The following is a 26,195-nucleotide window of genomic DNA, read 5'->3' as shown; positions in this document are numbered from 1 at the left end:
GATGACATGAAAATCGCGATGGTAGGATCGGGCTATGTTGGGCTGGTTTCGGGGGCATGTTTCGCCGATTTCGGCCATGATGTCGTCTGCATCGACAAGGACCAGAGCAAGATCGACCGTCTGCATGACGGGATCATGCCGATCTATGAGCCGGGCCTCGATGCGCTGGTCGAAAGCAATGTGAAGGCCGGACGGCTAAGCTTCACCACCTCGCTGGCCGAAGGCATCAAGGATGCGAGCGCCATCTTCATCGCGGTCGGCACGCCGAGCCGTCGGGGCGATGGCCATGCGGACCTCTCCTTTGTCTACGCGGTCGCGAAAGAGGTGGGAGAGAACCTTGCGAATGACGCCGTCGTCGTGACCAAATCGACCGTCCCTGTCGGCACGGGCGACGAAGTCGAACGGATCATCGCCGCCACGGGCACGTCGCACAAGTTCGCGGTCGTCTCCAATCCCGAATTCCTGCGCGAGGGCGCGGCAATCGGCGATTTCAAGCATCCCGACCGCATCGTGATCGGAGCCGAGGACGATTTCGACCGCGAAGTCATGCGCGAGGTCTACCGCCCGCTATTCCTCAACGAATCGCCGATTCTCTTCACAGAGCGGCGCACGAGCGAATTGATCAAATACGCCGCCAACGCCTTCCTCGCGACCAAGATCACCTTCATCAACGAGATGGCCGATCTGTGCGAGAAAGTCGGCGCGAATGTGCAGGATGTGAGCCGCGGTATCGGCATGGATGGCCGCATCGGTCCGAAATTCCTCCACGCAGGACCGGGCTATGGCGGATCCTGCTTCCCCAAGGACACGCTCGCGCTGCTCAAGACGGTACGAGGATTACGACAGCCCGACACGCATCATCGAGGCGGTGGTGAACGTCAATGAGAGCCGCAAGCGCGCAATGGGCCGCAAGGTTCTGGAAGCGCTGGGCGGGGCGGACAAGGCGCGCGGCAAGAAGGCGGCGCTGCTGGGCCTGACCTTCAAGCCGAACACCGACGACATGCGCGATCTCGCCTGCGATTGCCGTGGCGCAGACGCTGACCGATGCGGGCGTGAAAGTGTCGGCTTACGATCCCGAAGGCATGGAGCTTGCCGCTCCGCTGATGCCCGAGGTGACCATGTGCGACGATCCCTACGAAGCGATCGAAGGCGCCGATGCAACCGTGATCGTGACCGAGTGGGATGCGTTTCGCGCGCTCGATCTGGCCAAGGTGAAGGCCACCGCGAAAGAGCCGGTGCTGGTCGACCTGCGCAACATCTACACGCCGGACGATGTGCGCGGTCAGGGCTTCGAATACACCAGTATCGGACGCGTCTGAGGCGCAGCGCCTCGCAAGCACACCGGGTCTGCAATGAAGGTTTCCGTCGTCACCGCCGTCTACAACCGCGTGAACACGATCCGCGAGGCGATAGATAGCGTGCAGGCGCAGACCTGCGGCGCGGTCGAGCATGTCATTCAGGACGGCGGCTCGACCGACGGCACGCTGGAAGCCGTGCGCGAGGCGGCAGACGGCGCGACCGTGCTCGTGTCCGAGCGCGATGACGGCATTTACGACGCGATCAATCGCGGCATCACCCGCGCGAGCGGCGACGTTATCGGCCTGATGCATTCGGACGACATGTTCGCGCGCGACGACGTGCTCGAAAAAGTGGCGGAACGCTTCGCTGACCCGGCGGTCGACGGGGTCTACGGCGACCTGCAATATGTCGCCGCCGACAATCCCGACCGCGTGATCCGCCACTGGCGCTCGGGCGAGTACACGCCGGACGTGCTGAGACGCGGCTGGATGCCGCCGCATCCGACCTTGTACCTGCGCCGCGAAGTGTTCGAGCGCCACGGGCTCTATGACACAAGTTTCGATATAGCCGCCGATTACGATGCAATGTTGCGTTATCTGGTAAAGGGCCGCATTCGGCTCGCCTACATTCCGCAAGTGCTTGTCAAAATGCGCGTGGGCGGCGAAAGCAACCGTTCGATTGAACGCATCATCCGCAAGAGCCGCGAAGACCTGCGCGCGCTGCGCAATAACGGTGTCGGGGGGATCGGCGTCCTGATCCGCAAGAACACGAGCAAACTCGGCCAATTCATCGCAAGAGAAAAAACACAACCATGACGAAGACTGCACTCATCACCGGCATTACAGGACAGGACGGGTCCTATCTGGCGGAATTTCTGCTGGAAAAGGGCTATGAGGTCCACGGGATCAAGCGCCGCGCTTCGTCTTTCAACACCCAGCGGATCGACCACATCTACCAGGATCCGCACGAGCAAGGCCGGCGGTTGAAACTGCATTACGGCGACCTGACCGACACATCCAACCTGACGCGGATCATCAACGAGGTGCAGCCGGACGAGGTCTACAACCTCGCTGCGCAGAGCCACGTCGCGGTCAGCTTCGAAGCGCCCGAATACACCGCCGATGTCGATGCCATCGGCGCGCTGCGCATGCTCGAGGCGATCCGCTTTTCGGGCCTCGAGAACAAGACGCGGTTCTATCAGGCGTCGACTTCGGAGCTGTACGGGCTGGTGCAGGAAACTCCGCAAAAGGAGACGACGCCGTTCTACCCGCGCTCGCCCTACGCGGTGGCAAAGCTGTATTCCTACTGGATCACGGTCAATTACCGCGAGGCCTACGGGATGTATGCCTGCAATGGCATCCTGTTCAATCATGAAAGCCCCCGCCGGGGCGAGACCTTCGTGACGCGCAAGATCACGCGCGGCCTCGCCAATATCGCACAGGGGCTCGAGGATTGCCTTTACATGGGCAATATCGACGCGCTGCGCGATTGGGGTCATGCGCATGACTATGTGCGGATGCAGTGGCTGATGCTGCAGCAGGACACGGCAGAGGACTTCGTCATAGCCACGGGGCAGCAATATTCGGTGCGCGAGTTCATCCGCTGGACCGCAGAGGAACTGGGCATCACGCTCGAGTTTAGCGGAAATGATCTCAAGGAAACCGCGACAGTTGCGGCGATCGAAGGCGACAAGGCGCCCGCGCTCAAGGTTGGCGATGTGATGATGCGGATCGACCCGCGCTATTTCCGCCCGATCGAAGTGGAGACGCTGCTTGGCGACCCGACCAAGGCGCACGACAAGCTCGGCTGGGAGCCCGAGATCACCGCGCGCGAGATGTGCAACGAAATGGTGGCTGCCGACCTCAGGGACGCACAGCGCCACGCGTTCATGGCTAAAAACGGTTTCGAAATTCCCGTGAGCATCGAGAACTGAGCGCCGGCTGCGGCGAATGGCACCCGGCATGAGCAGTTTTGCGCGAACCAACCCGAGCCGAACCGGCTTGCAAGCGGTAATCTGGCTTGGGCTGTTTGCCGCGCTCGCCGCGCTGCTGGGCGGCAGCGCGCGGTTCGACATGGTGCAGAATGCCGCGCTCAGGCCGCTTGGTGCGCTGTTCCTGATCCCGGCGCTGTATTATCTTACGACCGAACGCGTAAGACTGGCTGCCGTGCCGCTCATCCTACTTGCGGCACTGACCGCATGGACCGCGCTGCAACTGGTGCCTTTGCCGCCGTCAATGTGGCAGGCGCTGCCGGGGCGTGAAACCATTGCCGAGCTTGATGCGATCCACGGCATTGGCGATACGTGGCGGCCGATAGCATGGGTTCCGATGCGCGGCTGGAATGCGCTCGCGGCATTGGCCATCCCCGTTACGGCGGCGTTGCTCGCCGCAGCGCTGCGGCCAAGCCTGCGGACGCTGATGCTGATCATCATCGCAATCGGCTTCGCCGATGCCGTGCTCGGCCTGCTCCAGAGCTTGGGAGAGGCCGGAGGGCCGCTTTACCTGTATTCGGTCACGAATGCCGGATCGCCGGTCGGCCTTTTTGCTAACGAAAACCACTCGGCGATGCTGTCGGCGCTGGTGCTGCTGATCATCGCGCGGGTTGCCTTTCTGGAGCGCAAACCCGGACGCAGCCCGGTGCTCAGCATCGCGCTTGCTGCAGCCTTCGTGATTGTCCTGCTTGCCGTGCTGGTCAGCGGATCGCGCGCGGGTCTCGGCCTTGGGCTTGTCGCGCTGGTATCGAGCGCCCTGATCGCATGGCTCTGCCTTGCGCGGCCGCAATTGCAGGGCGAAGCCGCTTCGCCCATTGCCCTGATCGCGCAGCGGCCGCGCACCGTGCTCGCCATCGGTTTCGCTGCGATTGCCGCGCTTTTCACTGCGCTTTTCCAGTTCGAGCGTGTGCCCGGCGTGATCGATGCGATGAACCAGAACGCGTTCGAGGATCTGCGCTGGCGCATCGTGCCGATCCTGAATGACTTGATGGCGACGCACTGGCTGCTCGGAAGCGGCTTCGGATCGTTCGATGCTGTCTTCATGGAGGTCGAGCCGACCGTGTTCCAGGGCCCGGCATACCTCAACCAGGCGCATAACGACTGGGCGCAGCTGGTGATAGAGGGCGGGGTGCCGGCCGTCGCAATATTGCTCGCCCTGATTCTCTGGGCATCGGTAGCCATACGCACTATCTTTGCCCGCGAACCTGCGGCTTTTGCACGTTGTGTGTTTTGGGCTACAGTCTTGGCTATCCTGGCTGCGGCGTCGTTGGTGGATTATCCGCTGAGAACGCCGTTATTTCAGGTGATTGGCGTTTGGCTCATTGTCGCTCTTGCCTTCGATGCGAGTGAAGCAGGGCCAGGAAACCACAAGAAATGAAATGAATTCAATCGCAAAACGGTTGGATCGGCAGAAAAATGCAGTATGGCATCACCTTGGCATGATGGGGACTGAAATGAAGTTTACGAAATTGCATGTGTTCGCGGTTGCAGGATCAATGATGTTGGCCGGATGCGCCAGCACTGATCGCACTTTTGGTGCTGCGCCTGGTATCGAGGTTGCCGATCTTACCTCACTGCCTGCGCCCGCGACAAACGACATCTACACGATCGGTCCGCAAGAGCGGGTCGATATTGCCGTGGTGGGGGCGGAGACCCTCAGCGGAACTTTCCTGACCGATGCCAATGGCAACCTGCAATATCCGCTGCTCGGCCTCCTGCCGGTCGCGGGCATGTCGCCTGGCGAAGCTTCGCGCATGATCGAAGACGGCCTGCGCGGCGAATATCTGCGCAGTCCGCAGGTGCGCATCATTCCGCAAGAGCTGCCCAAGACCTCGATTTCGATCGGCGGCGAGATCGAGCAGCCGGGTGCCTATCCGGCCAACGGCAAGATCACGCTGCTGCGCGCGATCAATATGGCGGGGGGTCTCGGTGATTATGCCCGGCACGACGACGTGCTGATCATGCGCACTGTCGATGGGCAAAGCTATATCGGCGTGTACAATATCGGCGCAATCCAGCGCGGCAATTACGCCGATCCTGCTCTTTATCCAGATGACATCGTGATGGTGGGCGATTCGCCTGAACGTCGCCGGGTCGACCGGTTGGTCGCCATCGGTGCGCCGTTCCTCTCGACCGCTGCGGTCATCATTTCACAGGCTGTTCGATAAAAGTAATCATGAACGAGACAAAATCTATTATTGCCGGTCGGGATCCCTTGTCCGCAGGCTATTCCGATCAGGGATTTGTGGAAAAGGGTTATCCCGAGCAGGCGGACGACCGCTTCAGCCTGGATATCGAGCGCTATCTGAGCGAGGCGCGGGCGCTGAAATACTGGATTGCCGGTATTATTGCGCTGTGCATTCTGGCGGGCGTCGTCATCACCCTGCTTTCGACCGAATTGTTTCGCGCCGACGCGCGGCTCGAGATTCAGAACGAAACCTCCAATATCACGAATGTCGATCCGCTCGAGCGGACCTCGCGCCTGTCTGAGATGAACTATCTCAACACGCAATACGAACTGCTCGAATCGCGGTTCATGGCTGCGCGCGTTATCGAAGCCGGCAATTTGTCTCGCGACGAGGAATTTCTCGAAGCCTTCAAGCTTAAGAACGCAGCCAGCCTCACCGATCGCCGGCTGCAGAATATCCTGCTGGGCGGGATCTCGATTGCCCCGATTACGCAATCGAACCTGGTCGATTTGCGCTTTTCGAGCCCCTCGCCCACCGTTTCGGCGAGGCTGGCCAATCTCTGGGCCGAGGAATTCATCGCAGCCAATTACGAAAAGCGGTTCGGTGACAATATCCAGGCACGCGATTACCTGAACGACCAGATCGCCGAGCTGCGCGAGCGGCTCGCCCAGTCGGAAACCGAACTGATCGAATATGCCAATGCCAATGGCATTCTCATCCTTGAAAACAATGACGGTGAAGCGGGCTCCGAAAGCGCCACGCAGACCCTCATCGCCAACGATCTCTCCGCGCTCAACGCGGAACTGGCGCAGGCGACATCCGACAGGATTGCCGCGCGTGCCTCGACATTGACCGGAGATTTCCCGGCATCGGACCCGCGCAACGAGCTCCGCTCCGATCTGGTTGCCGCGCAGGCCGAGCTGGCCCAGCTGCAGGCAAACTTCGGCCCGCGCTATCCCGCGCTGGTCGACAAGCAGACCGAAGTGCAAGTGCTGCAGGAAGCGATCGCCCGTGAAACCGCTTCGATCGAGCAATCTGCGGAAATGCGCGAGGCGAGCCTGCGCGACCGTTTCGAAGCGGCCCGGGGCCGCTTCCTGAGCCAGCAGGGCCAGAGCATCAATTACGGCATCCTCAAGCGCGAGGTCGAAACCAACCGCGAGCTCTATGATGCGCTCTTGCAGCGTTACAAGGGGCTCGAGGCATCGGGCGCCGGTCAGAACAACATTACGCTGATCGACCGTGCTTTGCCGCCGGGATCGCCCTATGCTCCGTCGCTGTTCCAGAATCTGCTGGTCGCCACGGCGTTCGGCCTCGCTCTGGTTGCAGTGCTTGTTTACCTTCGTGTTGCCCTTAGCCAGACGCTCAAGGATCCGCAGGAAGTATCGCGGAGGCTTGGTCTGCCGGTGCTCGGTGCCATCCCGCACATCGACAGCGATCTCGCTCGGCGAGAACCTGCTCGAGCGTTCGTCCGAACTCAGCGAATCCTACAAGTCCGTGCGGACCAATCTCGGCTTCCTCACTCCGGACGGTGCGCCAAGGGCGCTCATGCTCACCTCGTCGGTACCGGCAGAGGGCAAGTCGATTTCCTCGTTCGCGCTGGCCAGCAGCTTTACGCAGCTGGGCAAGAGAACGCTGCTCATCGATGCCGATTTGCGCAACTCACGCATGAGCGACCTGGTCGGCGATGTCGCCAACAAGAATGGCGGTCTGACCGCGTTGCTCACCGGGGCTGCTGGCAGTATCGCCAGCGAAGTCGTGACCGTGGATGGACATGGCTTCGACTTCCTGCCGCACGGACGCACTCCGCCGAACCCGGTCGAGCTGCTTGCCAGCGCGAGGATGCGGGAAATTGTCGAGCTGGCGAAACAGCAATACGACCAGGTCATTATCGACAGCGCGCCCATGCTGGCGCTTGCCGATGCGATCGAATTGGCGCGCTCGGTCGACGGCGTGGTCTACGCGATCGAACATGACCGGATCAAATTGCGGGCTATCGAACGCGCGCTTGACCGGCTCAAGAGCACCGGCGCGCATGTCTACGGCGCACTCGTTACCAAGCTGGACGAGAAGAATTCGTCCTACGGCTATGGCTACGGCTACGGTTATGGATATGGCTATGGGCAGAAGTCCGCAGACGAGGCCATCTAGGCAGCGCCGCGGCATGGATGAGGTCTTGCTGACTGAAGTGGTCGGGTTTGGCCGTGCGCGCAGTCATTCCAGGAAATCTGCCTGATGGCCGTGCTCAATCCTGGTCGGCTCGCACTCAGCGTCGCGGCTGGCCTTGCCATAAGTGTATTCGCCGGGCTTCAGACCATCAGCATGATCGCGACCGACACGGCGCCTGAAACCGCGATGGCCCTGTTTCCGCCCAATGGCGAGGCGTATGAAAAGGCCGCGTTCGAGCGTTTTCGTGAAGGCCTCACCGATCCGGCAATGGTGCAGCCTGCCGCCGCTGCGGTGAGCGACCTGTCGCTAGATGCACTTCGCCGCGACCCGTCCAGCGCCAAATCGCACGCGCTGCTTGCGCTGGCGCAGGAAGATGAGGCACAGCGCAACAAAATTGCGCTCACAGCATCGCGTCTCAACCGCCGCGACCTGACGCTGCAGGGCGTCGTGCTTGAGAAGCATCTCGCAAGCGGCGAGTACGAGCCGGCGATTGCGACGCTCGACCAGATCCTGCGCGCGCACCCCACCTATCAACGCGAGTTCTTCCCGGTTCTGGGGGAAGCGCTGCTAGACGAGCGGACGATCCCGGTATTTGCGCGCATGCTCGACGGATCATCGATCTGGCACGAGTATTTCTTCACTGCGTATGCAATACACAAGCCGGACCTTCTCCTTAGCATCGCCCGGCTGCGTGCGGAGCGTGAGCTCGTGGACGGCGAATTCGACCGCAGGCTCGTGAGCGCGCTCGTCAATGCGGGCGAGCTCGAAGTGGCGGGCGCGCTGTTTTTGGCGTTGACCGAAGGCGAGGGCAGGCCTGCCGACATGGCCCGGCTCGACTGGACTTCGGACTTTCCGCCCTTCGACTGGCGCTTCGTCGACGAAGGCGATTTTCGCGCTCAACAAAGTCTGAGCGGCGACCAGCTCGAGGTGTTTGCGCGGCCCGGTCAGGGCGGGATCATCGCGCAGCGCATCCTGCCAACACCTGCAGCTCCGTTCGAGTTACGGCTGACGCAAACGCCGGAGAGCTCTGCGCGGGCAGAGGCGGTGCGGATCGAGCTGCGCTGCCCAGGGCAGGAAGCGCCGTTCTTCGCGCAGGCGCTGGAGGCGGGCGCCAACGTTTTGACGATTGAGAATGCACCGTGTGAGCAGATGCAGCTTGGCATCAATGCGCGGGCATTCAGCGGTCAACAGTCCCTGCGCACCGCGCTCAGCCGGATCGAGATCACCGAGCGCTAAGCCCAGTGCCTTCAGCCCAGCGCAATCAGCCCAGCGCGATATCCGGTGCGTCTTCCTGCTTCATCCCGACTATGTGATAACCGCCGTCGACATGGTGCGTCTCGCCGGTCACGCCCGATGACAGGGGTGAGCAGAAATACAGCCCCGCACCGCCGACATCGTCGATCGTGATGTTGCGCCGGAGAGGCGAATTCAGTTCGTTCCATTTGAGGATGTAGCGGAAATCGCCGATCCCGCTCGCCGCGAGCGTCTTCACCGGTCCGGCGCTGATCGCATTCACCCGGATGCCGCGCGGCCCCAGATCGTTGGCGAGATATTTCACGCTGGTCTCGAGAGCCGCCTTGGCCACGCCCATGACGTTGTAGTGCGGGACGACCTTCTCGGCCCCGTAATAGGTAAGGGTGACGATGCTGCCGCCCCCGCTGCCGTCTTCGCCCAGCGGCGGCATCATCTCCGCTGCGCGCTTGGTCACGGCGACCAGCGAATAGGCCGAGATGTTCATCGTCATCAGGAAATTGTCGAGGCTGGTATCGACATATTTGCCGCGCAGCTCGCTTTTGTCGGAAAAGCCGATGGCGTGGACCACGAAGTCGAGCGTGTCCCAGCGCTCTTTCAATGTCGCAAAGGCAGCATCGAGCGATGCCATGTCGGATACATCGCATTCGAAGGTGAAGTCGCTGCCGAGCTGTTCTGCCAGGGGCTTCACCCGCTTGGCCAGCGCCTCGCCCTGATAGGAGAATGCCAGCTCGGCGCCATTATCCGCCAGTTGTTTGGCGATGCCCCATGCGAGCGACTTGTCGTTCGCAAGGCCCATTATCAGCCCGCGTTTGCCCTTCATCAGATCGCTCATGCAGTGTCCTCCTCATCGCAGTCCGTGTCCGCCGCCGTGCCCGTGCACTCGTCGGGTTCGGCGAGAGCGGCGTTCAATTCCGCACCGATAACCAGTCCCAGCCCGACGAGCCAGAAAAACAGCAGAGCGATGATGATCCCCGCAAGGCTGCCATAGGTGAGGTCGTATGTGAAAAACCGTCCGAGCACGGCGGGCAGGGCGGTGGTCACGCCCAGCCACCACGCCGCTGTGAACAGCGCGCCGGGCCATTTGGGGTAGCGCCGGGGGCGATATTCGCCCGGCGTCAACGTGTAGAACAGCAGGTAGAGCGATCCGGTGAGGCCAAGAGCCGGGATGATACGCGTTATCCGCAAGGTCGAAACTGCTTCGTTCAGCTGCGGAAAGCGCGCATCGATCACTTGCTGCGCAGCGCCGATCGAAACTGTTGCGAACAGCGACACCATCAGCAGGATCACCGCGCCAAGGATCAACCCTGCGGAAAACAGCCGATATTTCCAGAACGCATGGCTGGCTTTCGTGCCGTAAGCGCGGCGCAGGATGTCGCGAATAGTCTCGATCAGGCTCGACACGGTCCACAGACCGATGGCCACGCCGACCCACAGCAGCCAGCCCGACCGCGCATCGACTACGTCGGAGGCGACCGGCCCGATCACCCGCGCCACGGTTGGTGGCATCGACAGCAGCACCGCGTCGATCATCATCCGGCGTTCCGCGACCTCGCCGATCAGCTGGAACAGTGCCCCGCTGATGATGAAGAACGGAAAGATCGCCAGCATCGACAGGTAGGCAAGGTTCCCGGCGTGGATGAAGCCGTCATTATAGGTGCCAACAGCCGTACGCTTGATCACTTCGAAAATGCGCGTGCCCGGCGCCATCGGACCGGCGGCGGCAGATAACGCCGCGCGCCAGCTTGGCAGTTTGCGATTCGTGAGCGGGCCGGATGTCAAGTGAGCCGGAGGCACGATCCCTCGCCGCCGTTTCATCCGGCGCGCCTCGGGCGAAAGCGATTGGACTTCGCGTTCTGAGGGTGGGGGAAGGTTTGTCGGGGAGATCATCCCGTGCGCTATAGCCCGAATTTCTCGCGTGGCCGTGCCAGATCCACCCAATCGCCGAGCTTTTCCTCAAGCGGGCCGAGGTCTTCGGGCAGCTGAATCTCCAGCGTCACCAGCTGGTCTCCGCGCGCCGGCTTGCCGTCCTTGGCCTTCGCGCCTTTCTTCGACCAGCCCTTGCCCGCGAGCCGCATCACCGTGCCGCCATTGGTCCCGGGCTTGATGGTCAGCATGACCGGGCCGTCGACCGTCGGGCATTTCACCTGGGCGCCGCGAATCGCCTCGTCCAGCGTGATCGGCAGGTCCATGCGGATATGATCGCCATCGCGGCGGAAGAACGGATGGCTCCCCACTTCGATCACGACAATGCCGTCGCCTGACCCGCCGGGACCTTCGTGACCCTTGCCCTTGAGCCGCATCTGTGTGCCGTCCTCGACACCGCCGGGCAGTTTCAGATTGATCGCCTTGCCATCGGCGAGCGTGATGCGCTGGTCGCGCCCGGCTGCCGCATCGACGAACGGAACCGCGAGCCGGTACTGGATATCGGCGCCGCGTTTCTTGGGGGCGGGGGGCGCTGGCCGAACCCGCGCCGCGCGCCGCCCGCGCCGTCGCCAGCGGTGCGCGCTCGCCCGCCGCCAAACAGCCCCTCGAACAGATCGCCAAGGTCGATGTCTTCGGGTGTGGCACCGCTGAATTCCGGATCGCGAAAGCCGCCGCCGGGCCGTCCGCCATATCCGCCGCGACCGAAACCGCCGCCCATCCCGGCAAAGGGATTGAGCGGATTGCCCTCGGCATCGATCTCGCCGCGATCGAACTGCGCGCGCTTGTCCTTGTCCGACAACAGGTCATACGCCTTGGTCACGTCGGAGAATCTCTCCGGCGCTTTCGGATTGTCCTTGTTCTTGTCGGGATGCAGCTCCTTGGCGAGCTTGCGATAGGCGCTCTTGATGTCCTTTTCGGACGCAGTGCGCGCGACACCAAGTGTTTTGTACGGATCGCCCATGGCGTGTTAGCTAGGTGAGACAGTGCACAGGTGCAAGCATGACTTGCCGTATCGCCTTGCCATGGGACGCTTTCCTACTGCGCCCGGGGGGTCTATCGCGCGAGGATGACGCACGAATTCGCCGATCCATTGCCATCGCTTCGAGGAACCTCGGCAGGGGGGCGGGACTTTCACCCCAGGACACTGTCTCATGTGTCTCATGAAGGAGCGCAGTGAACCGACATGCCCGATATGCCTGATCTCGACGACAGCCAGCTGGCGGACAGCCAGATCCCCGCCGGAGCCGATCCGTTTGCGCTGTTCGATCAATGGTTCGCGCTTGCACGGGAAAGCGAGCCCAACGATCCCAATGCGATGGCGCTTGCGACAGCGACGCCCGGCGGCGCACCGTCGGTGCGGATGGTGCTGCTCAAGGGGCATGGCGCAGAGGAAGCGCCCGGCGGTGGCTTCACCTTCTTCACCAATGCAGACAGCCGCAAGGGCGAGGAAATTCGCGCCAACATGCAGGCCGCATTGCTCTTCCACTGGAAGAGCCTGCGCCGCCAGATCCGCATCGAAGGCCCGCTGGAGGAAGTCTCAGCGGAGCGCGCCGATGCGTATTTCCACTCGCGCCCGTACAAGAGCCAGGTCGGCTCTGCTGCCAGCGACCAGTCGCGTGCGCTTGCGGACCGGCAGGATTACCTCGACCGCGTGGCCGAGCTGTGGGCACAGCATGAGCAGGAGGGCAAGGTGCCGCGTCCGGATCACTGGACAGGTTTCACTTTGATGCCTGAAAGAATTGAGTTCTGGATGGACAGGGACAACCGGCTGCATGATCGCCGGATGTTCACTCTGGAGGGTGCGGGCGACGCCTTGGGCTGGTCCGACACGCTCCTCTATCCGTGAGGTGCACGCCATGACCCAGCAAATCCCCTATTGGCACGTCGATGCCTTTGCAAACGAGCCCTTTGGCGGCAATCAGGCGGCAGTGATGGTGCTGGAGGAATGGCTTCCGGACGATGTGCTGGTGGCGATCGCGGCGGAGAACCTGTTTGCCGAAACCGCCTTCGTCGTGCGCGACGATACGGGCGAGGCGGACTGGGAGCTGCGCTGGTGCACACCGACCGAGGAGGTGCGATTATGCGGCCATGCAACGCTGGCGAGCGGGCACGTTCTGCTGGGCCGGGATGGCGGCGAGCGGGTCACGTTTCGCACGCGCAAGGCGGGCATCCTCGACGTGCGCCGCGATGGCGTTGAATACGCGCTGGGCCTGCCCGCGATCCCGGCACAGCCAGCCGAACATGCCGAGGCGGTGCACCTGCTCGGGGCCATGCCTCAGGCGGTCCACCGCAATCCGGATGGCTACAACATCTTCCTGTTCGAGGATGAGGCGGCGGTACGGGCGCTCGATCCGGACATTCGCGGCCTTGAAAAGCTGGGCGCGGACCAGTTCATCTGCACCGCACCGGGCGAAAACACCGATATCGTCAGCCGCGTCTTCGTGCCGGGCGGGGGCGTGGACGAGGACAGTGTGACCGGCTCGGCCCACGCGGCGCTGACACCGTATTGGGCTGCAAAACTGGGGCGCGAAAGCTTGACGGCGCATCAGGCGAGCAAGCGCGGCGGCGACCTCACCTTGCGGCTGGAGGGCGACCGCGCATGGCTCGGCGGGCCATGCGTGACCGTGGTAGAAGGTGCATTCTACCTCTGAGGATAAAGCTCCACGATATCGAACAATTGCCCCAGCATCTTGTAGCGCTGCGACCGGTCCGAATGCCCCAGCCTCGCAAGCGTGATGCGCTGGTCGGGGCTGACGAGCACATACTGGCCCATATGGCCGACGGCGGCGAACATCGTGTCCGGACCGCGGTCGGGGATGTCCTCGTCGCGGTCGATCCCGCTTTCGCGGTTGAGCCATGTCTGGAAGCCGTAGAAACCGCTCGCCGGGCTTGGCGTGGTCATCGCGGTGATCCAGCGGGTCGGCACCAATTGCTCGCCTTGCACCGAGCGCCCGCCGCGGCGCATGAATTCGCCGAATCTTGCCCAATCCCGCGCCGTGGCGTGCATCAGGCTGCCGCCGACCAGCGTACCCGAGGCATCGTATTCAAGCACCATGCTCTTCATGCCGAGCGGTTCGAACAACCGCTCTTGCAGGAAGTCGTCGACCGCCGCGCGCCGGATCTCCGGATCGTCACTGCCGGTCAGCGCCCGCGCGGCGATGTCGGCGAGGATGACGGTGGTGTTTGACGAATACTCGAACCGCTCGCCCGGCTCGGCCTCGAGCGGCTGTTCCTTCGCCCAGCGCGCCATATCGTCGCGGCTCGTCGAGGAACAGCATCCGCACCTCGGAGGACTCGTAAGGCGGATCGCCCGCTTCGGTGTGGCGCAGGCCGCTGCGCATCTGGAGCAGGTGGCGCAAGGTGATCTCGGATCGCGGATCGCCGGGGCGCTGCCACATCGGGACGGGCGCGGGGTCATCCACCGTCAGCTTGCCATCGGCGACCAGCATCCCGATCAGCACGGCGGTGACCGTCTTGGCCATCGACCAGCTGACAAAGCGCGTGTCTGCATCGTATCCGGGCGCATAGCGCTCGGCTGCGAGCTCGCCGTCCGCCATCAGCACGAGCGCGCGCGTCTCACCCAGGTCATCGCCGGTAAACACCTCGTCGATCTCGCGGGCAAGCTGGTCCCTGGGCGCGCCCGCATCGGCCTTCACCGCAGCCAGAGCGTCCTCGCTTAGCGGCGTCGGCGCGGTATCCGGGGCCGGTCCGCAGGCAGCCAGCAGGGCAGGCAGAACAGCAAGAGCGGCAAAACGAAGCGGTGCGGGTCGATCGGTCATTGCGCTCTCAATTCCCCAAGGATATCGCCGTGGCAATGGCAAATTCCAAGCATCCGGCGAAATCCCGTATCCTCCCGTGGGCGTTGCTCGTTATCGCCGCAGCGATTGCCGCAGCGCTTTACACCTATCGTACGCCGATTGGCGGCTATGCCGATGTCGGCTCGTCCTATGCCGCGCGGGTTGCGTGCTCGTGCCGCTTCGTCGCCGGGCGCAGCATGGAGGATTGCGAGAAGGACAAGCTTGCAGGGATGGAGTTGGTCACCTTGTCCGACGATCCCGAGGCTCAAAGCGTGACCGCGCGCTTCCCGCTCGTCACCAGCAACACCGCGACATACCGAGATGGCTATGGCTGCGTGCTGGAGAAGTGGGAGGGCTAACGCGCCCGACCCGCGCTGTGCCTAGGCGACGTTTTCGAGGAACCAGCGATAGGCATCCTTGATGCCGTCTTCGAGCGCGATCGTCGGTTTCCACCCCATCGCGGCGATCTTCGATCCGTCCATCAGCTTGCGCGGCGTGCCGTCCGGCTTGGAGGTGTCGCGCACGACCTCGCCTTCGAAGCCGACGACCTTGCACACTGCCGCGACCAGCTCGTTGATCGTGAGATCGGTGCCCGAGCCGAGATTGACGTGTTGCTCGCCCGAGTAGTTTTCGAGCAGGAAGATGCAGCCCGCCGCCAGATCGTCGACATGGAGGAATTCGCGGCGCGGCGTACCCGTGCCCCAGATCGTGATACTGTCATCGCCTGCCAGCTTCGCTTCGTGCGCCTTGCGGATCAGAGCGGGAAGGACGTGGGAGGATCGAAGGTCGAAATTGTCGCCGGGGCCGTAAAGATTGGTCGGCATCGCGCTGATATAGTCGCGGCCATATTGGCGGCGATAGGCCTGGCACAGCTTGATCCCAGTGATCTTCGCTATCGCGTACCATTCATTGGTCGGCTCCAGCGGGCCGGTCAGCAGCGCCTCTTCGGGGATCGGCTGCGGCGCCTGCTTGGGGTAGATGCACGAGGAGCCGAGGAACAGCAGCTTTTCAGCATCGTGCCGGTGCGCTGCCTCGATCAGGTTCGCCTCGATCATGAGGTTGTCGTAGAGAAACTCCGCCGGATAGCTGTCATTGGCAAGGATCCCGCCCACCTTGGCCGCAGCAACGATAACCGCATCGGGGCGGTTCGCGGCAAACCAGTCGCGCACCGCCGCCTGTTCGCGCAGGTCGACCGCGCGCGGCGCGGTCAGCACCCGCGCGCCGCGAGCCTCCAGCTGGCGCACGATCGCGCCGCCGACCATGCCGCGATGTCCGGCGACATAGATGCGCTTGTTACTCAGATCGTACATGAAAAGCCCTTGCCGACTGCAACCGAGCCGGCGCTCTAAGCGGCAGCTTCGCTCTGCGCAACCGAGCGCGTGGAATCGAGCCACCCCCCACCGATCACGCGCTCACCGGCATAGATGACCGCCGCCTGTCCCGGAGCGACGCCAAATTCGGGGGTCGCGAAATGCAGCCGCACTGTCCCGCCATCGCCGAGGCGCCCTTCGAGCGTGACCGGAACCGGCTTTGCCAGGCTGCGGACCTTGGCGCTCAGCGGTTCGTCCGGCAGCGCGCCGATCCGATCTCGTCTCGATCACGGCAGCGCTTTCCACGCCGAGCAGCCGCTTGGGCCCGACCCGAACCTCGCGCGTTTCGGCGTCGAGCGCGATGACATAGAGCGGCTCGGGCTGGCCGCCAATGTCGAGGCCCTTGCGCTGGCCGACGGTGAAATGGATGATCCCCTTGTGCTGGCCCAGCACTGCGCCGGTTTCGGCATGGACGATATCGCCCGGCACGCCGCCTTCGGGACGCAGCTTGGTCACGATCTTGGCGTAGTTGCCGTCGGGCACAAAGCAGATGTCCTGGCTATCGGGCTTGGCCGCATTGCGCAGCCCCGCCGCCTCGGCCAGCTCGCGCACCTGCGCCTTGGGCAGGCCGCCCAGCGGGAAACGGATATAGTCCAGCTGTTCCTGCGTGGTCGCATAAAGGAAGTATGACTGGTCGCGCGCCGGATCGAGCGCGCGGTATAGGTGCGGGCCTCCTTCCGCTTCAACCCTGCGGACGTAATGGCCGGTGGCGAGGCAGTCTGCCCCCAGCTCGCGCGCCATGCGGAACAGGTCGGTGAATTTCGGCCCCATATTGCAGCGGATGCAGGGCACCGGTGTGCGCCCGGCAAGATATTCGTCGGCAAACTGCTCGACCACGTCTTCGCGAAAGGCGCTTTCATGGTCGAAGACGTAATGCGCAATGCCGAGCCGGTCCGAGACCGCGCGCGCATCGGCGATATCGTCGCCCGCGCAGCACGCGCCCTTGCGGCCCGTTGCTGCGCCATAATCGTAAAGCTGCAAGGTAATCCCGATCACCTCCGCCCCGGTATCGGCGGCAAGGGCCGCGACCACCGACGAATCGACCCCGCCGCTCATCGCGACGACGATCCGGCATTCGGATGCCGGGCGCGGCAAATCGAACAGGGCGGCGGTATCGAGCCCGAAGGTCGGGCTGGCTTCAAGGGATTTCGTAATGGTCATGGATCGCGATTCTGTAGGGCGGCCATATAGGAACAATGGCGGTATTGCGCCAGTCCCGCCGCTTTTCGGGCCATTCGCGGTGAAGCGACGGTGCAGCCGGGACGAGCCGTGCTAATCCTAAGGTCCGGTAAACAGCGGTTTTACCACATTTTTAATCTCGCGCCTTAGAGCATAGGTCATGTTCGAGAAAACAAGGCCCATTGCCCGCGAATTGAGCGGTGATGATTTCGACGGCGAAATGCTGGTCGGAAGCCATGATGCCGTGCCCTCCAGCGGCGGCGATGCGCTGCGGGCTCTCGAATGGAGTGAACTGACAGCAAAGCTTAATGCAGCGCGCGATCTGCGCCGGGTTCTCAGCCGCGATGCGCGGTTGAATATCGAAGGCGGCGCAGCAAGTTTCGGGGATGCCGCAGCGACCTATTTCCGGTTCCGTAGCGAAGGCGAACCGACTGTTAACCCTGATGCTTTAGAGCACTGCAAATCTTCGGGAGACATAGGCCGTATCTCCGCGGAGAACGCGCAAGAAGGCGATGCAAGAGATAATTGATGATTGAAAACCAGGACATCCGCCCAGCACATGTGATCGGCCCCTTGGGCGAGCCGCTGACGCTCGACGACTTGCCTTCGCCCAAGACGAAGCGCTGGGTCGTGCGCCGCAAGGCCGAGGTGGTGGCTGCCGTCAATGGCGGTTTGCTCACCATCGACGAAGTGCTGGAGCGCTACGGCCTCACGCTGGAGGAATTCGCGTCCTGGCAGCGCGCGGTCGACCGTTCGGGTATGCAAGGCCTGCGCGTGACGCGTATTCAGCACTACCGCGACCTTTACGAGCGCCAACTCAAATACTGATCGGAGCAGCGCCGGCTTGCTGGCCGCAAGCATATCCGCGCGCGCCTGCCCGGTGCAGTCGCTATTTGGCGTTTCGAACCGATCTGACCTAGACCATCCTCCATCCCGGCCGAAAAATGGCGGGAACAGGCCTGCCCCCTGCTCGTTTCAGGGTCGCAAGCGTTTGAAAAATATACAGGAGGAAATGGGTTATGGGATGGATTATTGCACTGATCGTAGGCGGTGTCGCGGGCTGGCTGGCCAGTCTCGTGATGAACCGTGATGCCTCGATGGGCATTTTCTGGAACATCGTTGTCGGCTGCGTCGGCTCCATCATCGGCAATATGATTGCCGGCCCGCTGCTCGGGATCACCGGCAGCGTGCAGGAATTCTCGATCATCGGGCTGGTCGTTGCCGTTATCGGTGCGGTCGTGCTGCTCGGCGTCGTGAACCTCATCCAGCGCGGCCGCGTCCGCTAAACCACAAAGGTCGCATAAGGCGCGCAAATGCGCGCACATTACACACCATAAGGGCGGCGCGGCATCAGGCTGCGCCGCCCTTTGGTTTGTGGGCGGGGAACCAATACGGCTCGCCCTTCGTCTAGCCTGCAAGTCGTCAGTCGAACCGCCGATTGTTCTCGAGTTGCGCCGGGTCTAAGCGCTCTTGCACTTGGTGACTTATACCGGTAATACACTCGCATCGACGGAGAATGGCGCTCTCAAGCCCCGTAAAAGGCCGCAGGCAATGAATTACGAGACAACCATAAGGGCGGAAGTCGCCGATAACGTTCCTGCGGAAGTGGCAGAGGCGCGCCGGGAGCGCTTGTCCGGCAGGGGTCGCACGTTCCTGATCATCGGCGCGATCATCTTCGGCCTGCTGCTGGCCATTGCCGCCTATTTCGCCCTTGCTGGCGGCGAGCCCGCGGGCGTGGGCGACGATAATGAGCAAGCTCCGGTCGTGACTGTCATCGCTCCGGGCAAGACGACGATAGACGGCGTTATCGAAGCGCCAGGCACGATCGCCGCTCGCCGCGAAATGCCGGTTGGCGTCGTCGGCGAAGGCGGCCGCGTCGTGTCCGTGCCGGTCGATGCCGGTGACTGGGTCCGCCAGGGCGAGGTGCTCGCCGTGATCGACCGCTCGGTCCAGAGCCAGCAGACCGTAGCGCAGGCGGCCCAGATCGAAGTGGCGAAGGCCGATGCCAGCCTTGCGCAGGCCAATCTCGACCGCGCGCTGCAATTGGTGGAGCGCGGCTTCGTGTCCAAGGCCGACGTCGACAGGCTCACCGCAACGCGCGATCTCGACCGCAGCCCGCGTCAAGGTGGCGCAGGCCCAGCTGTCCGAACTGCGCGCACGCAACGCGCGCCTCAGCGTGGTTGCCCCGGCATCGGGCTATGTCCTCGAACGCAATGTCGAACCCGGCCAGACCGTCGGCGGCGGCAGCCCCCCGCTTTTCCGCATCGCGCGCGGCGGCGAGATGGAAATGCTTGCGCAACTGGGCGAAACGCAGCTCGCCAGCCTTTCGCAAGGCGTCGTCGCGAATGTGATCCCGACCGGAACCGAGAAATCGTTCGAGGGTCAGGTGTGGCAGCTTTCCCCCGTGATCGACCCGCAAAGCCGCCAAGGCACGGCGCGCATCGCGCTCTCCTACGCGCCTGAACTGCGGCCCGGCGGTTTTGCCACGGCGCGGATCAACAGCGGTTCGCTCACAGCGACGGTCCTGCCCGAAAGCGCGGTGCTCTCGGACGAGGCTGGCAGCTTCGTCTACATCGTGGGCGAGGACAATAAAGCCACACGCCGCGACGTCATCACGGGCATGTCCACACCGCAGGGCATCGCGATCATGGAAGGGCTTTCAGGCAACGAACTCGTCGTCCTGCGGGCCGGCGGCTTCCTCAATCCGGGTGAAACCATCAAGCCGCGCCGCGAGACTGCCTGATGCAGGCTCATCCCGTTATTGATGTACGGCGTAGCTGATACGAGGCGACGACAGGCGTAGCGAAGCGAAGAGACTGACAGGAACGACATGAATTTCAGAAATCTCTCTGCCTGGTCAATCCGGAACCCGGTGATCCCGCTTGTGCTGTTCACAGCGCTGCTGTTCGCCGGGATCGTCAGTTTTCTGCGCATGGACGTCACCAACAATCCCGACGTCGATTTCCCTGCCGTGATCGTCAACATCTCGCAGCCCGGCGCAGCCCCGACCGAAATCGAGAACCAGATCACCCAGCGCGTCGAAAGCGCGCTGCGCTCGATCAACGGGGTCAACTCGATCCAGTCCACCGCGAGCGAAGGCAATTCGCAGACCTTCGTCGAATTCGAGATCGGCACCGAAATCATCGAAGCGGTGAACGAGGTTGAAACCGCGATCGACAGCGTGCGCGGCAGCCTGCCCGACGGCATCCTCGAACCGCGTGTTTCCAAGGTCAACGTCGCCGGAGAGGCGATCGGCTATATCGCCGTCGAAGCGGACGACATGACCATCGAACAGCTCAGCTGGTTCATCGACGACACGGTCGCGAAACGCTTGCTCAAGATCGAGGGCATGGCCGAAGTCCAGCGTTTCGGCGGGGTCAACCGCGAGATCGAAGTGATCCTCGACCCGGCCAAGATGCAGGCGCTGGGCGTGACTGCTTCGCAAATCAATTCGGTGCTGCGCGTGTCGAACGTGAACGCTGCTGGCGGTCTTGCAGAGGTGGGCGGCACCCGCCAGTCGCTGCGCGTCCTCGGCAATGACGATACCGCGTTCGAGTTGTCGCAGCGGCAGATCCAGCTTGGCGGCGGGCGCACCGTTCGCCTCGCCGACGTGGCGCGCGTGCGCGACGGTTTTGCAGAGCGCAATTCGATCAGCGAGGTTGGCGACCGCGAAGTTGTGAACTTCTTCATGAACCGCGCGCGCGGGGCGTCCGACCTTACGGTCTACGAGGCCGCGCTGGCGGAAATGGACAAGATCGAGGCGGAAACCGACGGCGTCCGCTTCATCAGGATGTTCACCAGCACGACCTATACCGACAGCCAGTACAAAAGCTCGATCAAGGCGCTGATCGAAGGCGCGGTGCTTGCCATCGTCGTGGTGCTGTTGTTCCTGCGCGATTGGCGCGCGACCTTCATCAGCGCGGTTGCAATCCCGCTTTCGGCGATCCCGACCTTCTTTTTCATGGACCTGCTCGGGTTCAATTTGAACTTCCTGTCGCTGCTTGCGCTTGCGCTGGTGGCAGGCGTGCTGGTCGATGATGCGATCGTGGAGATCGAGAACATCGTGCGGCACATGCGGATGGGCAAGACGCCTTATCAGGCAAGCATCGACGCCGCCGACGAGATCGGCCTGCCTGTGGTCGCGACCAGTTTCTGCATCGTCGCGGTGTTCCTGCCGGTCGGCCTGATGCCGGGCATTTCCGGGCAATTCTTCCAGAATTTCGGCCTGACCGTTGTGGTCGCGGTGCTGATGTCGCTGGCAGTCGCGCGCATGATAACGCCGCTGATGGCCGCCTATTTCCTCGCCTCCAAAGGCCACGCCTCGCATGGCGAGGGTCCGTGGATGGACCGCTATATGAGCGTGCTGGGATGGACGCTCAATCGCGGCAAGATGGTGGACCGGCGTGAGGGTGTGGAGCCGCCGCGCTCGCGGTTGCTCTATACGATCATGTTGCTCGCCGCGACGCTCGCGATCCTCGCGGCAACCGCTGCGGCGATGTTCCTCAGCTACGGCGCATTGTCGGAATTCGATATCCCGAAACGCGCCGCCGAGGCAGTGTCCAGCGACCCCAACAGCTGGGCCCATTTCCTCGCGTTCAAACTGTTCGACATCGTGCTTCTGGTGTTCGTATCGATCATTTCCTTCGTCGCGGGCTGGCTCACTTTCAAGCTTTTCGAGTTGCCGACAAATTTTGACAGCCGGTTCGGTCAAAGCGCGAAATACCTCTCGGCACGGTTCTACGATCACCGGATCTGGATGCTGGGCGTCGGCTGGTTCTCGTTCCTTGTCACGATCCTGCTGTTCGGCCAGATCCCGCCGCAGTTTCAGCCGACCATCGACGATGAAAACTCCTCGGTCGAAATCGAGATGGTGCCGGGAACGACGCTGGACGACACGAAAATCGTGTCCGACAGGGTCTATGACCTGCTCGATCAGCAACCCGAAGTCGAACGCATGCTGCAACGCATCCGGATCGGCAATTCGACCATCTTCATCAAGCTGACCGATGACCGCGAACGCACTTCGATTGAATTTGAACGCGAGCTTGCCCCGCAGCTTGCGCAGGTTGCCGATGCGCGCGTCCGGTTCCGTTCGCAAAGCGGCGGGTTCGGGTCGGGCCGCGATCTCACCGTCATGCTGGCAGGGTCCGATCCCGAATTGCTCGACGAAACCGCAGCAACCCTGGTCGAGCAGATGAAGGGTCTGAATTCGCTGGTCGCGCCGCGCATCAGCGCCGATCTCAACCGGCCCGAGATCATCATCACCCCGCGTGAGGAAATCGCCGCGGAGCTTGGCGTCACGACGATTGCGCTGAGCCAGACGATCCGCATCGCGACGCTTGGCGAAATCGAGCAAAACGCCGCGCGCTTCTCGCTTGCGGATCGGCAGATCCCGATCAGCGTCAAATTGTCGGAGGATGCGCGCACCGACCTTACAACGATCGAGAACCTGCCCGTCCAGACCGCAAGCGGCGGGACCGTCCCGCTCAGGCGGGTGGCCTATATCAGCTTCGGATCGGGGCCAACCGCGATCCAGCGCTACAACCAGAGCCGCCGCGTCCTGGTCGGGGCCGATCTGGCCGCCGGCGCGCTGAAGGGCGAAGCACAGGCGCAGGTCGACGCGCTACCCGTCCTTCAAGAGCTGCCCACAGGCGTCATCCGCGATGTCGTGGGCGAAGATGAATGGCAACAGGAGTTGGTGCAGAACCTGATCGTCGCAATCATCGCCGGCGTGCTGCTGGTGTTTGCCTGCCTCGTCCTGCTCTACAAGCGCCTGATGAGCCCACTGGTCAACATGACCTCGCTGGCGCTCGCACCGCTGGGCGGTATCCTGCTCGTATGGCTGCTGGGCATGGCGCAATCGATGCCGGTCTATATCGGGATCTTGCTGTTGCTCGGGATCGTGTCGAAAAACTCGATCCTGCTGATCGATTTCGCGATCGAGGAAATGGCGCGTGGGACGGAACAGATCGAGGCGATCATGGAAGCCGGGCACAAGCGCGCGCAGCCGATCGTGATGACCACCGTCGCAATGACCGCCGGTATGGTACCGACCGCGATCTCGCTGTCGGGCGATGGTGCGTGGCGGCAGCCGATGGGCATCGTCGTGATCGGCGGGCTGATCCTCTCGACCATGCTCACCCTCGTGATCGTGCCTGCCGGATTCAGCCTTGCCGATTCGTTTGAGCGGCGCGTCGGTCCGTGGCTGCGCGAGCGGATGCTGACCTACAAGCCGGGCGACGATACGAAGCCGTATGGACCGGGCGCGGGGGAGCCTTCGCCTGACCGGCCGTATCCCGGCGGCCCTGCACCATCGGGCTCTGCCCCGACGGGCGCTATCCCGGCCACGCGACTTCCGCCCGGAGCGGAACCTGCGGAGTAATCCTGCAGAGGTGACGCGCACCCATTTTTCGGGCAGAGGGCGAGCCGATGACTGAGGCGCGTCCCGTACCCCTGATGTTCGGCGGAGAGCCGCTAAGCGCGGACCGCGCCCGGCGGATGCGCTGGACCGCGACCGGCATGCTCGTCGCGATGGCGGTGCTGTTCTTCACCACCCACGGCCTGCTCGGCAATCACCCGGCCTGGGGGTATGTGAACGCATTCGCCGAGGCGGCGATGGTGGGCGGTCTGGCCGACTGGTTCGCGGTAACGGCCCTGTTCCGCCACCCGCTTGGCCTGCCGATCCCGCACACCGCGATCATTCCGCAGAACAAGGACCGTATCGCCGACACGATGGCGCAGTTCCTGCGCGAAAACTTCCTCACCCCGGCGGTCGTCGCGCGGCGCATGTCGGGCATGAATGTCGCCAAGGCGGTCGGCGATTTCCTCGTCGCAAGCCCGGAGAGCTCCGGTCCGGACGCCCGTTCGCGGATCACCGGCGGCGCGGCGGAATTGCTGGCAGAAGTGCTCGAATCGCTCGACCCCGACCGGCTCGGCAACCAGGTCCGTTCCGGTCTCGCGGGCCAGTTTGCCAAGATCGACGTCTCGCCGCTCGCAGGCCGGATGCTTGAAAGTGCGATGACGGACTCCCGGCACTTGCCGCTGATCGACGGGATCATCCGCTGGGCTGGCCTGACGCTCGAAGACAATGAAGAGACGGTCAAGGACATCATCCACAAACGCGCCAATGCCGTGCTGCGCTGGACGGGGCTGGACGAGCGCATCTCTTCGAGTGTGCTCGACGGTCTCTACAAGCTGCTGGCCGAAGTGCTGGTCGATCCCGAGCACCCGCTGCGCCACAAGATCGAAGAGGGCCTCGCCAAGCTGAGCCAGGACTTGCAGCACGATCCTGCAACGCGCGAGCGGGCCGAGGAAATGAAGCGCGATCTCATCGAGAACCCGGCGGTGGCCGAGTGGTGGATGGGCGTGTGGGAGCGTATCCGTCAATCGCTGATCCGCCGCGCGCGCGAAAGCGATAGCGGGATTGGCGCCGAGATGCGCAAGGGTCTGGCCGATCTCGGCGTGGCTCTCAAACAGGACGAGCGGCTGCAAATGCAGATCAACCGCTTCGCGCGCCGCACGGCTGTTGGCGTGGCGACGCGCTATGGCTCCGAAATCGTGACGCTGGTTTCGGAAACGGTGAAGCGCTGGGACGCGACCACGATTACCGGGCGGATCGAAAACGCGGTTGGCCGCGACCTCCAGTTCATCCGTATCAACGGAACACTGGTCGGCGGGCTCGTCGGCATGACGCTGCACTTCATCACCAGCTTCCTGTAACGCGCCTCGCCGGCACCGGCCTACGCGTGACCCCCTAACACTGTCCGTGAGCGCCCGTTAACCGTGGCTGCGGTCTATAACGACAAGCATGACCAAGAATATTGTCAGGAAACCGCAGACGGTTGAGCTGGAAGCCGGTGCGCAATGCGTCATCAATGGCGCGCTTGTAACCGCCCGCGCGCCGTGCGTGCTCGACGTCGGATCCGGCGGATGCGTGATCGCGGGGCGCGCCCTGTGGCGGCCTCAGAAACGCTCGAATTCCCCGCACGAGGAGCTGTATTTCGCCGTGCTCGACGCTGGCGCCGATGCAGAAGCCTTCGCCGAGGCGCGGTATCGACTGTTCGCGCTGCTCGCGCAGGTCGTGACCTATGACCGCACCCACGAGGCGCAGCGCGAATGTGCTTGCTGCGCCTCGGCGCTGAACGCAGGCAATATCCAGGACGCGATTGCGAGCGCAGCCCGGCTTGTCTCGGACCACAAGGATACGGCCAAGCGCCGCGCGCGAGTACCGGGGACACCGCGCAGACAGCGTGTATCCCGGATCGGCCATGAGCTACGCGTGGAAACCTAGGCGTCCGTCAGCGTCTCGCTAATACCGTCCGGGCAAGACCTCCGCACTGGGAGTGGGGGGAGTGCGAGCAATGGGCGGATCGCAGGGGGAAGCGAGCGGCAGCGCTGGTGCAATCGAACGAATTGCCCGGCAGCTAAGCAGTGCGGAGTGCTGGCCGGACGGCGCGGCGGCGAGCGAGCGTGAATTCGCCGGATTGCTGGCGCTGCTTGCCCCGCGAACGGCGCGGCTCATCCGGCGATATGGCCTCACCGATATCCGCGAGGACGCAGAGCAGGTGGCAGCGATTGGCGTCCACCGCGCACTCGCCAGCTTCGAGCCTGCCAGGGCCAGCTTTTCGACCCATGTGACATGGCACATTCGCCGCGAGCTCCAGAGCCTGCGCCACCGCGTGCGGCTTGACCAGAGGCGCAGCGCACGCGCCGCCGGTATCACGACCACCTCGCTCGAAGGGCTGCGAGCGCGCGTCGATGGCTTGGCGCAGGAAGGGGTGTTCGAGATCGTCGATGAGGGCGCGCAGGCCCGGTTGGAGCGCGCGGCCAGCGACCGCCTGACGCGCTCGATGATGGACCGAATGCTCGACCGGCTGGAGGCCCCCGAACATGAGCGCGCGATTGTCTTCGATCACCTGTTCGACCGCGATTCTTCTGCGCGCGAGGGGCACAAGTTTACCGCAGAACAGCGCCGCCAGATCGTGCGGCGGACCATGCGGAACTGCGCGAAGGTAGTGGGGGTGTGAAG

At 63.2% G+C, this 26,195-nt stretch carries 21 protein-coding genes and 5 pseudogenes; 19 read left to right on the top strand and 7 right to left on the bottom strand.

Annotation, left to right across the window (positions count from 1 at the left end):
- Positions 1-6: 6 nt before the first annotated feature.
- From AC0L39_RS16660 to AC0L39_RS16625, 8 genes and pseudogenes are all read left to right on the top strand, one after another.
- Positions 7-1,319, top strand: a pseudogene (locus AC0L39_RS16660) (UDP-glucose dehydrogenase family protein).
- A 33-nt stretch (positions 1,320-1,352) separates the two neighbouring features.
- Positions 1,353-2,114 carry a glycosyltransferase family 2 protein gene (locus tag AC0L39_RS16655; RefSeq protein ID WP_473259534.1) on the top strand — a complete coding sequence of 254 codons (762 nt, stop codon included), beginning with the start codon at positions 1,353-1,355 and terminating at the stop codon, positions 2,112-2,114.
- Positions 2,111-3,232 (top strand): GDP-mannose 4,6-dehydratase, encoded by a 1,122-nt coding sequence (gene gmd / locus AC0L39_RS16650; RefSeq protein WP_473259532.1) that lies wholly within the window; start codon positions 2,111-2,113, stop codon positions 3,230-3,232. Before AC0L39_RS16655 ends, gmd begins: the two co-directional genes overlap by 4 nt.
- 28 nt (positions 3,233-3,260) lie before the next feature.
- Positions 3,261-4,667, top strand: coding sequence for an O-antigen ligase family protein (locus AC0L39_RS16645; RefSeq protein WP_473259530.1), 1,407 nt, complete (start codon positions 3,261-3,263; stop codon positions 4,665-4,667).
- A 76-nt stretch (positions 4,668-4,743) separates the two neighbouring features.
- The gene (locus AC0L39_RS16640; RefSeq protein WP_473259528.1) at positions 4,744-5,457 is read left to right on the top strand and encodes a polysaccharide biosynthesis/export family protein; all 714 of its coding nucleotides are present in this window, start codon (positions 4,744-4,746) and stop codon (positions 5,455-5,457) included.
- A gap of 8 nt (positions 5,458-5,465) precedes the next feature.
- Positions 5,466-6,764, top strand: a pseudogene (locus AC0L39_RS16635) (GumC family protein); the annotation flags it as partial.
- On the top strand, positions 6,742-7,626 hold the full coding sequence (locus tag AC0L39_RS16630) for a CpsD/CapB family tyrosine-protein kinase (RefSeq protein WP_473262435.1): 885 nt from the start codon (positions 6,742-6,744) through the stop codon (positions 7,624-7,626). The pseudogene AC0L39_RS16635 and the gene AC0L39_RS16630, both read left to right, overlap by 23 nt.
- Positions 7,627-7,710: 84 nt before the next feature.
- Positions 7,711-8,880, top strand: coding sequence for a hypothetical protein (locus tag AC0L39_RS16625; RefSeq protein WP_473259526.1), 1,170 nt, complete (start codon positions 7,711-7,713; stop codon positions 8,878-8,880).
- Between the two features lie 25 nt (positions 8,881-8,905).
- On the opposite strand, the gene fabI is transcribed toward AC0L39_RS16625, so the two are convergent.
- The 3 genes and pseudogenes from fabI to AC0L39_RS16610 form a co-directional block, all read right to left on the bottom strand.
- On the bottom strand, positions 8,906-9,730 hold the full coding sequence (fabI, locus tag AC0L39_RS16620) for an enoyl-ACP reductase FabI (protein ID WP_473259525.1): 825 nt from the start codon (positions 9,728-9,730) through the stop codon (positions 8,906-8,908).
- Positions 9,727-10,785, bottom strand: coding sequence for a YihY/virulence factor BrkB family protein (locus AC0L39_RS16615; protein ID WP_473259524.1), 1,059 nt, complete (start codon positions 10,783-10,785; stop codon positions 9,727-9,729). Before AC0L39_RS16615 ends, fabI begins: the two co-directional genes overlap by 4 nt.
- A gap of 8 nt (positions 10,786-10,793) precedes the next feature.
- Positions 10,794-11,782, bottom strand: a pseudogene (locus AC0L39_RS16610) (DnaJ C-terminal domain-containing protein).
- Between the two features lie 231 nt (positions 11,783-12,013).
- Here AC0L39_RS16610 and pdxH point away from each other — a divergent pair.
- Positions 12,014-12,667 carry a pyridoxamine 5'-phosphate oxidase gene (gene pdxH, locus AC0L39_RS16605; protein ID WP_473262433.1) on the top strand — a complete coding sequence of 218 codons (654 nt, stop codon included), beginning with the start codon at positions 12,014-12,016 and terminating at the stop codon, positions 12,665-12,667.
- Positions 12,668-12,677: 10 nt separating this feature from the next.
- Positions 12,678-13,472: a PhzF family phenazine biosynthesis protein gene (locus AC0L39_RS16600; protein ID WP_473259523.1), complete on the top strand. Its 795-nt coding sequence runs from the start codon at positions 12,678-12,680 to the stop codon at positions 13,470-13,472.
- Here AC0L39_RS16600 and AC0L39_RS16595 read toward each other — a convergent pair.
- Entirely contained in the window at positions 13,463-14,071 is a 609-nt protein-coding gene (locus AC0L39_RS16595) for a serine hydrolase domain-containing protein (protein WP_473259522.1), read from the bottom strand. The genes AC0L39_RS16600 and AC0L39_RS16595 overlap by 10 nt on opposite strands.
- The gene (locus AC0L39_RS16590) at positions 13,953-14,600 is read right to left on the bottom strand and encodes a serine hydrolase domain-containing protein (protein WP_473259519.1); all 648 of its coding nucleotides are present in this window, start codon (positions 14,598-14,600) and stop codon (positions 13,953-13,955) included. Before AC0L39_RS16590 ends, AC0L39_RS16595 begins: the two co-directional genes overlap by 119 nt.
- Positions 14,601-14,635: 35 nt before the next feature.
- Between AC0L39_RS16590 and AC0L39_RS16585 the strand changes: the two genes are divergently transcribed.
- Entirely contained in the window at positions 14,636-14,977 is a 342-nt protein-coding gene (locus AC0L39_RS16585) for a hypothetical protein (RefSeq protein ID WP_473259517.1), read from the top strand.
- A gap of 21 nt (positions 14,978-14,998) precedes the next feature.
- Here AC0L39_RS16585 and fcl read toward each other — a convergent pair whose 3' ends face one another.
- Positions 14,999-15,928 carry a GDP-L-fucose synthase gene (gene fcl / locus AC0L39_RS16580; RefSeq protein WP_473259515.1) on the bottom strand — a complete coding sequence of 310 codons (930 nt, stop codon included), beginning with the start codon at positions 15,926-15,928 and terminating at the stop codon, positions 14,999-15,001.
- 35 nt (positions 15,929-15,963) lie between these two features.
- Positions 15,964-17,149 (bottom strand): annotated as a pseudogene (gene mnmA, locus AC0L39_RS16575) (tRNA 2-thiouridine(34) synthase MnmA).
- 178 nt (positions 17,150-17,327) lie between these two features.
- On the opposite strand from mnmA, the gene AC0L39_RS16570 reads away from it, so the two are divergent.
- From AC0L39_RS16570 to AC0L39_RS16535, 8 genes and pseudogenes are all read left to right on the top strand, one after another.
- Entirely contained in the window at positions 17,328-17,696 is a 369-nt protein-coding gene (locus tag AC0L39_RS16570; RefSeq protein WP_473259513.1) for a hypothetical protein, read from the top strand.
- Positions 17,696-17,995: a CtrA inhibitor SciP gene (gene sciP, locus AC0L39_RS16565; RefSeq protein ID WP_473259511.1), complete on the top strand. Its 300-nt coding sequence runs from the start codon at positions 17,696-17,698 to the stop codon at positions 17,993-17,995. The genes AC0L39_RS16570 and sciP overlap by 1 nt, the downstream gene beginning before the upstream one ends.
- 191 nt (positions 17,996-18,186) lie before the next feature.
- On the top strand, positions 18,187-18,453 hold the full coding sequence (locus AC0L39_RS16560) for a GlsB/YeaQ/YmgE family stress response membrane protein (RefSeq protein WP_473259509.1): 267 nt from the start codon (positions 18,187-18,189) through the stop codon (positions 18,451-18,453).
- 265 nt (positions 18,454-18,718) lie between these two features.
- Positions 18,719-19,910, top strand: a pseudogene (locus AC0L39_RS16555) (efflux RND transporter periplasmic adaptor subunit).
- Positions 19,911-19,997: 87 nt separating this feature from the next.
- On the top strand, positions 19,998-23,549 hold the full coding sequence (locus tag AC0L39_RS16550) for an efflux RND transporter permease subunit (RefSeq protein ID WP_473259508.1): 3,552 nt from the start codon (positions 19,998-20,000) through the stop codon (positions 23,547-23,549).
- A 74-nt stretch (positions 23,550-23,623) separates the two neighbouring features.
- The gene (locus AC0L39_RS16545; protein ID WP_473262432.1) at positions 23,624-24,886 is read left to right on the top strand and encodes a DUF445 domain-containing protein; all 1,263 of its coding nucleotides are present in this window, start codon (positions 23,624-23,626) and stop codon (positions 24,884-24,886) included.
- Between the two features lie 88 nt (positions 24,887-24,974).
- A complete protein-coding gene (locus AC0L39_RS16540; RefSeq protein WP_473259506.1) occupies positions 24,975-25,457 on the top strand; it encodes a hypothetical protein in 483 nt (160 codons plus the stop codon).
- A 70-nt stretch (positions 25,458-25,527) separates the two neighbouring features.
- Positions 25,528-26,193 (top strand): sigma factor, encoded by a 666-nt coding sequence (locus AC0L39_RS16535; protein ID WP_473259503.1) that lies wholly within the window; start codon positions 25,528-25,530, stop codon positions 26,191-26,193.
- Positions 26,194-26,195 lie beyond the last annotated feature (2 nt).

The organism is Erythrobacter sp. K21-9, from assembly GCF_055808355.1.
Note: the sequence above shows the minus strand (reverse complement) of the source record. Positions and strands in the feature narration are given on the sequence as shown.

Coding starts and splice junctions, on each gene's coding strand:
- AC0L39_RS16655 (WP_473259534.1), top strand. CDS start 1,353: ATGAAGGTTTCCGTCGTCACCGCCGTCTACAACCGCGTGAACACGATC.
- gmd (WP_473259532.1), top strand. CDS start 2,111: ATGACGAAGACTGCACTCATCACCGGCATTACAGGACAGGACGGGTCC.
- AC0L39_RS16645 (WP_473259530.1), top strand. CDS start 3,261: ATGAGCAGTTTTGCGCGAACCAACCCGAGCCGAACCGGCTTGCAAGCG.
- AC0L39_RS16640 (WP_473259528.1), top strand. CDS start 4,744: ATGAAGTTTACGAAATTGCATGTGTTCGCGGTTGCAGGATCAATGATG.
- AC0L39_RS16630 (WP_473262435.1), top strand. CDS start 6,742: ATGCTCCGTCGCTGTTCCAGAATCTGCTGGTCGCCACGGCGTTCGGCC.
- AC0L39_RS16625 (WP_473259526.1), top strand. CDS start 7,711: ATGGCCGTGCTCAATCCTGGTCGGCTCGCACTCAGCGTCGCGGCTGGC.
- fabI (WP_473259525.1), bottom strand. CDS start 9,730: ATGAGCGATCTGATGAAGGGCAAACGCGGGCTGATAATGGGCCTTGCG.
- AC0L39_RS16615 (WP_473259524.1), bottom strand. CDS start 10,785: ATGATCTCCCCGACAAACCTTCCCCCACCCTCAGAACGCGAAGTCCAA.
- pdxH (WP_473262433.1), top strand. CDS start 12,014: ATGCCTGATCTCGACGACAGCCAGCTGGCGGACAGCCAGATCCCCGCC.
- AC0L39_RS16600 (WP_473259523.1), top strand. CDS start 12,678: ATGACCCAGCAAATCCCCTATTGGCACGTCGATGCCTTTGCAAACGAG.
- AC0L39_RS16595 (WP_473259522.1), bottom strand. CDS start 14,071: ATGGCGCGCTGGGCGAAGGAACAGCCGCTCGAGGCCGAGCCGGGCGAG.
- AC0L39_RS16590 (WP_473259519.1), bottom strand. CDS start 14,600: ATGACCGATCGACCCGCACCGCTTCGTTTTGCCGCTCTTGCTGTTCTG.
- AC0L39_RS16585 (WP_473259517.1), top strand. CDS start 14,636: ATGGCAAATTCCAAGCATCCGGCGAAATCCCGTATCCTCCCGTGGGCG.
- fcl (WP_473259515.1), bottom strand. CDS start 15,928: ATGTACGATCTGAGTAACAAGCGCATCTATGTCGCCGGACATCGCGGC.
- AC0L39_RS16570 (WP_473259513.1), top strand. CDS start 17,328: ATGTTCGAGAAAACAAGGCCCATTGCCCGCGAATTGAGCGGTGATGAT.
- sciP (WP_473259511.1), top strand. CDS start 17,696: ATGATTGAAAACCAGGACATCCGCCCAGCACATGTGATCGGCCCCTTG.
- AC0L39_RS16560 (WP_473259509.1), top strand. CDS start 18,187: ATGGGATGGATTATTGCACTGATCGTAGGCGGTGTCGCGGGCTGGCTG.
- AC0L39_RS16550 (WP_473259508.1), top strand. CDS start 19,998: ATGAATTTCAGAAATCTCTCTGCCTGGTCAATCCGGAACCCGGTGATC.
- AC0L39_RS16545 (WP_473262432.1), top strand. CDS start 23,624: ATGTTCGGCGGAGAGCCGCTAAGCGCGGACCGCGCCCGGCGGATGCGC.
- AC0L39_RS16540 (WP_473259506.1), top strand. CDS start 24,975: ATGACCAAGAATATTGTCAGGAAACCGCAGACGGTTGAGCTGGAAGCC.
- AC0L39_RS16535 (WP_473259503.1), top strand. CDS start 25,528: ATGGGCGGATCGCAGGGGGAAGCGAGCGGCAGCGCTGGTGCAATCGAA.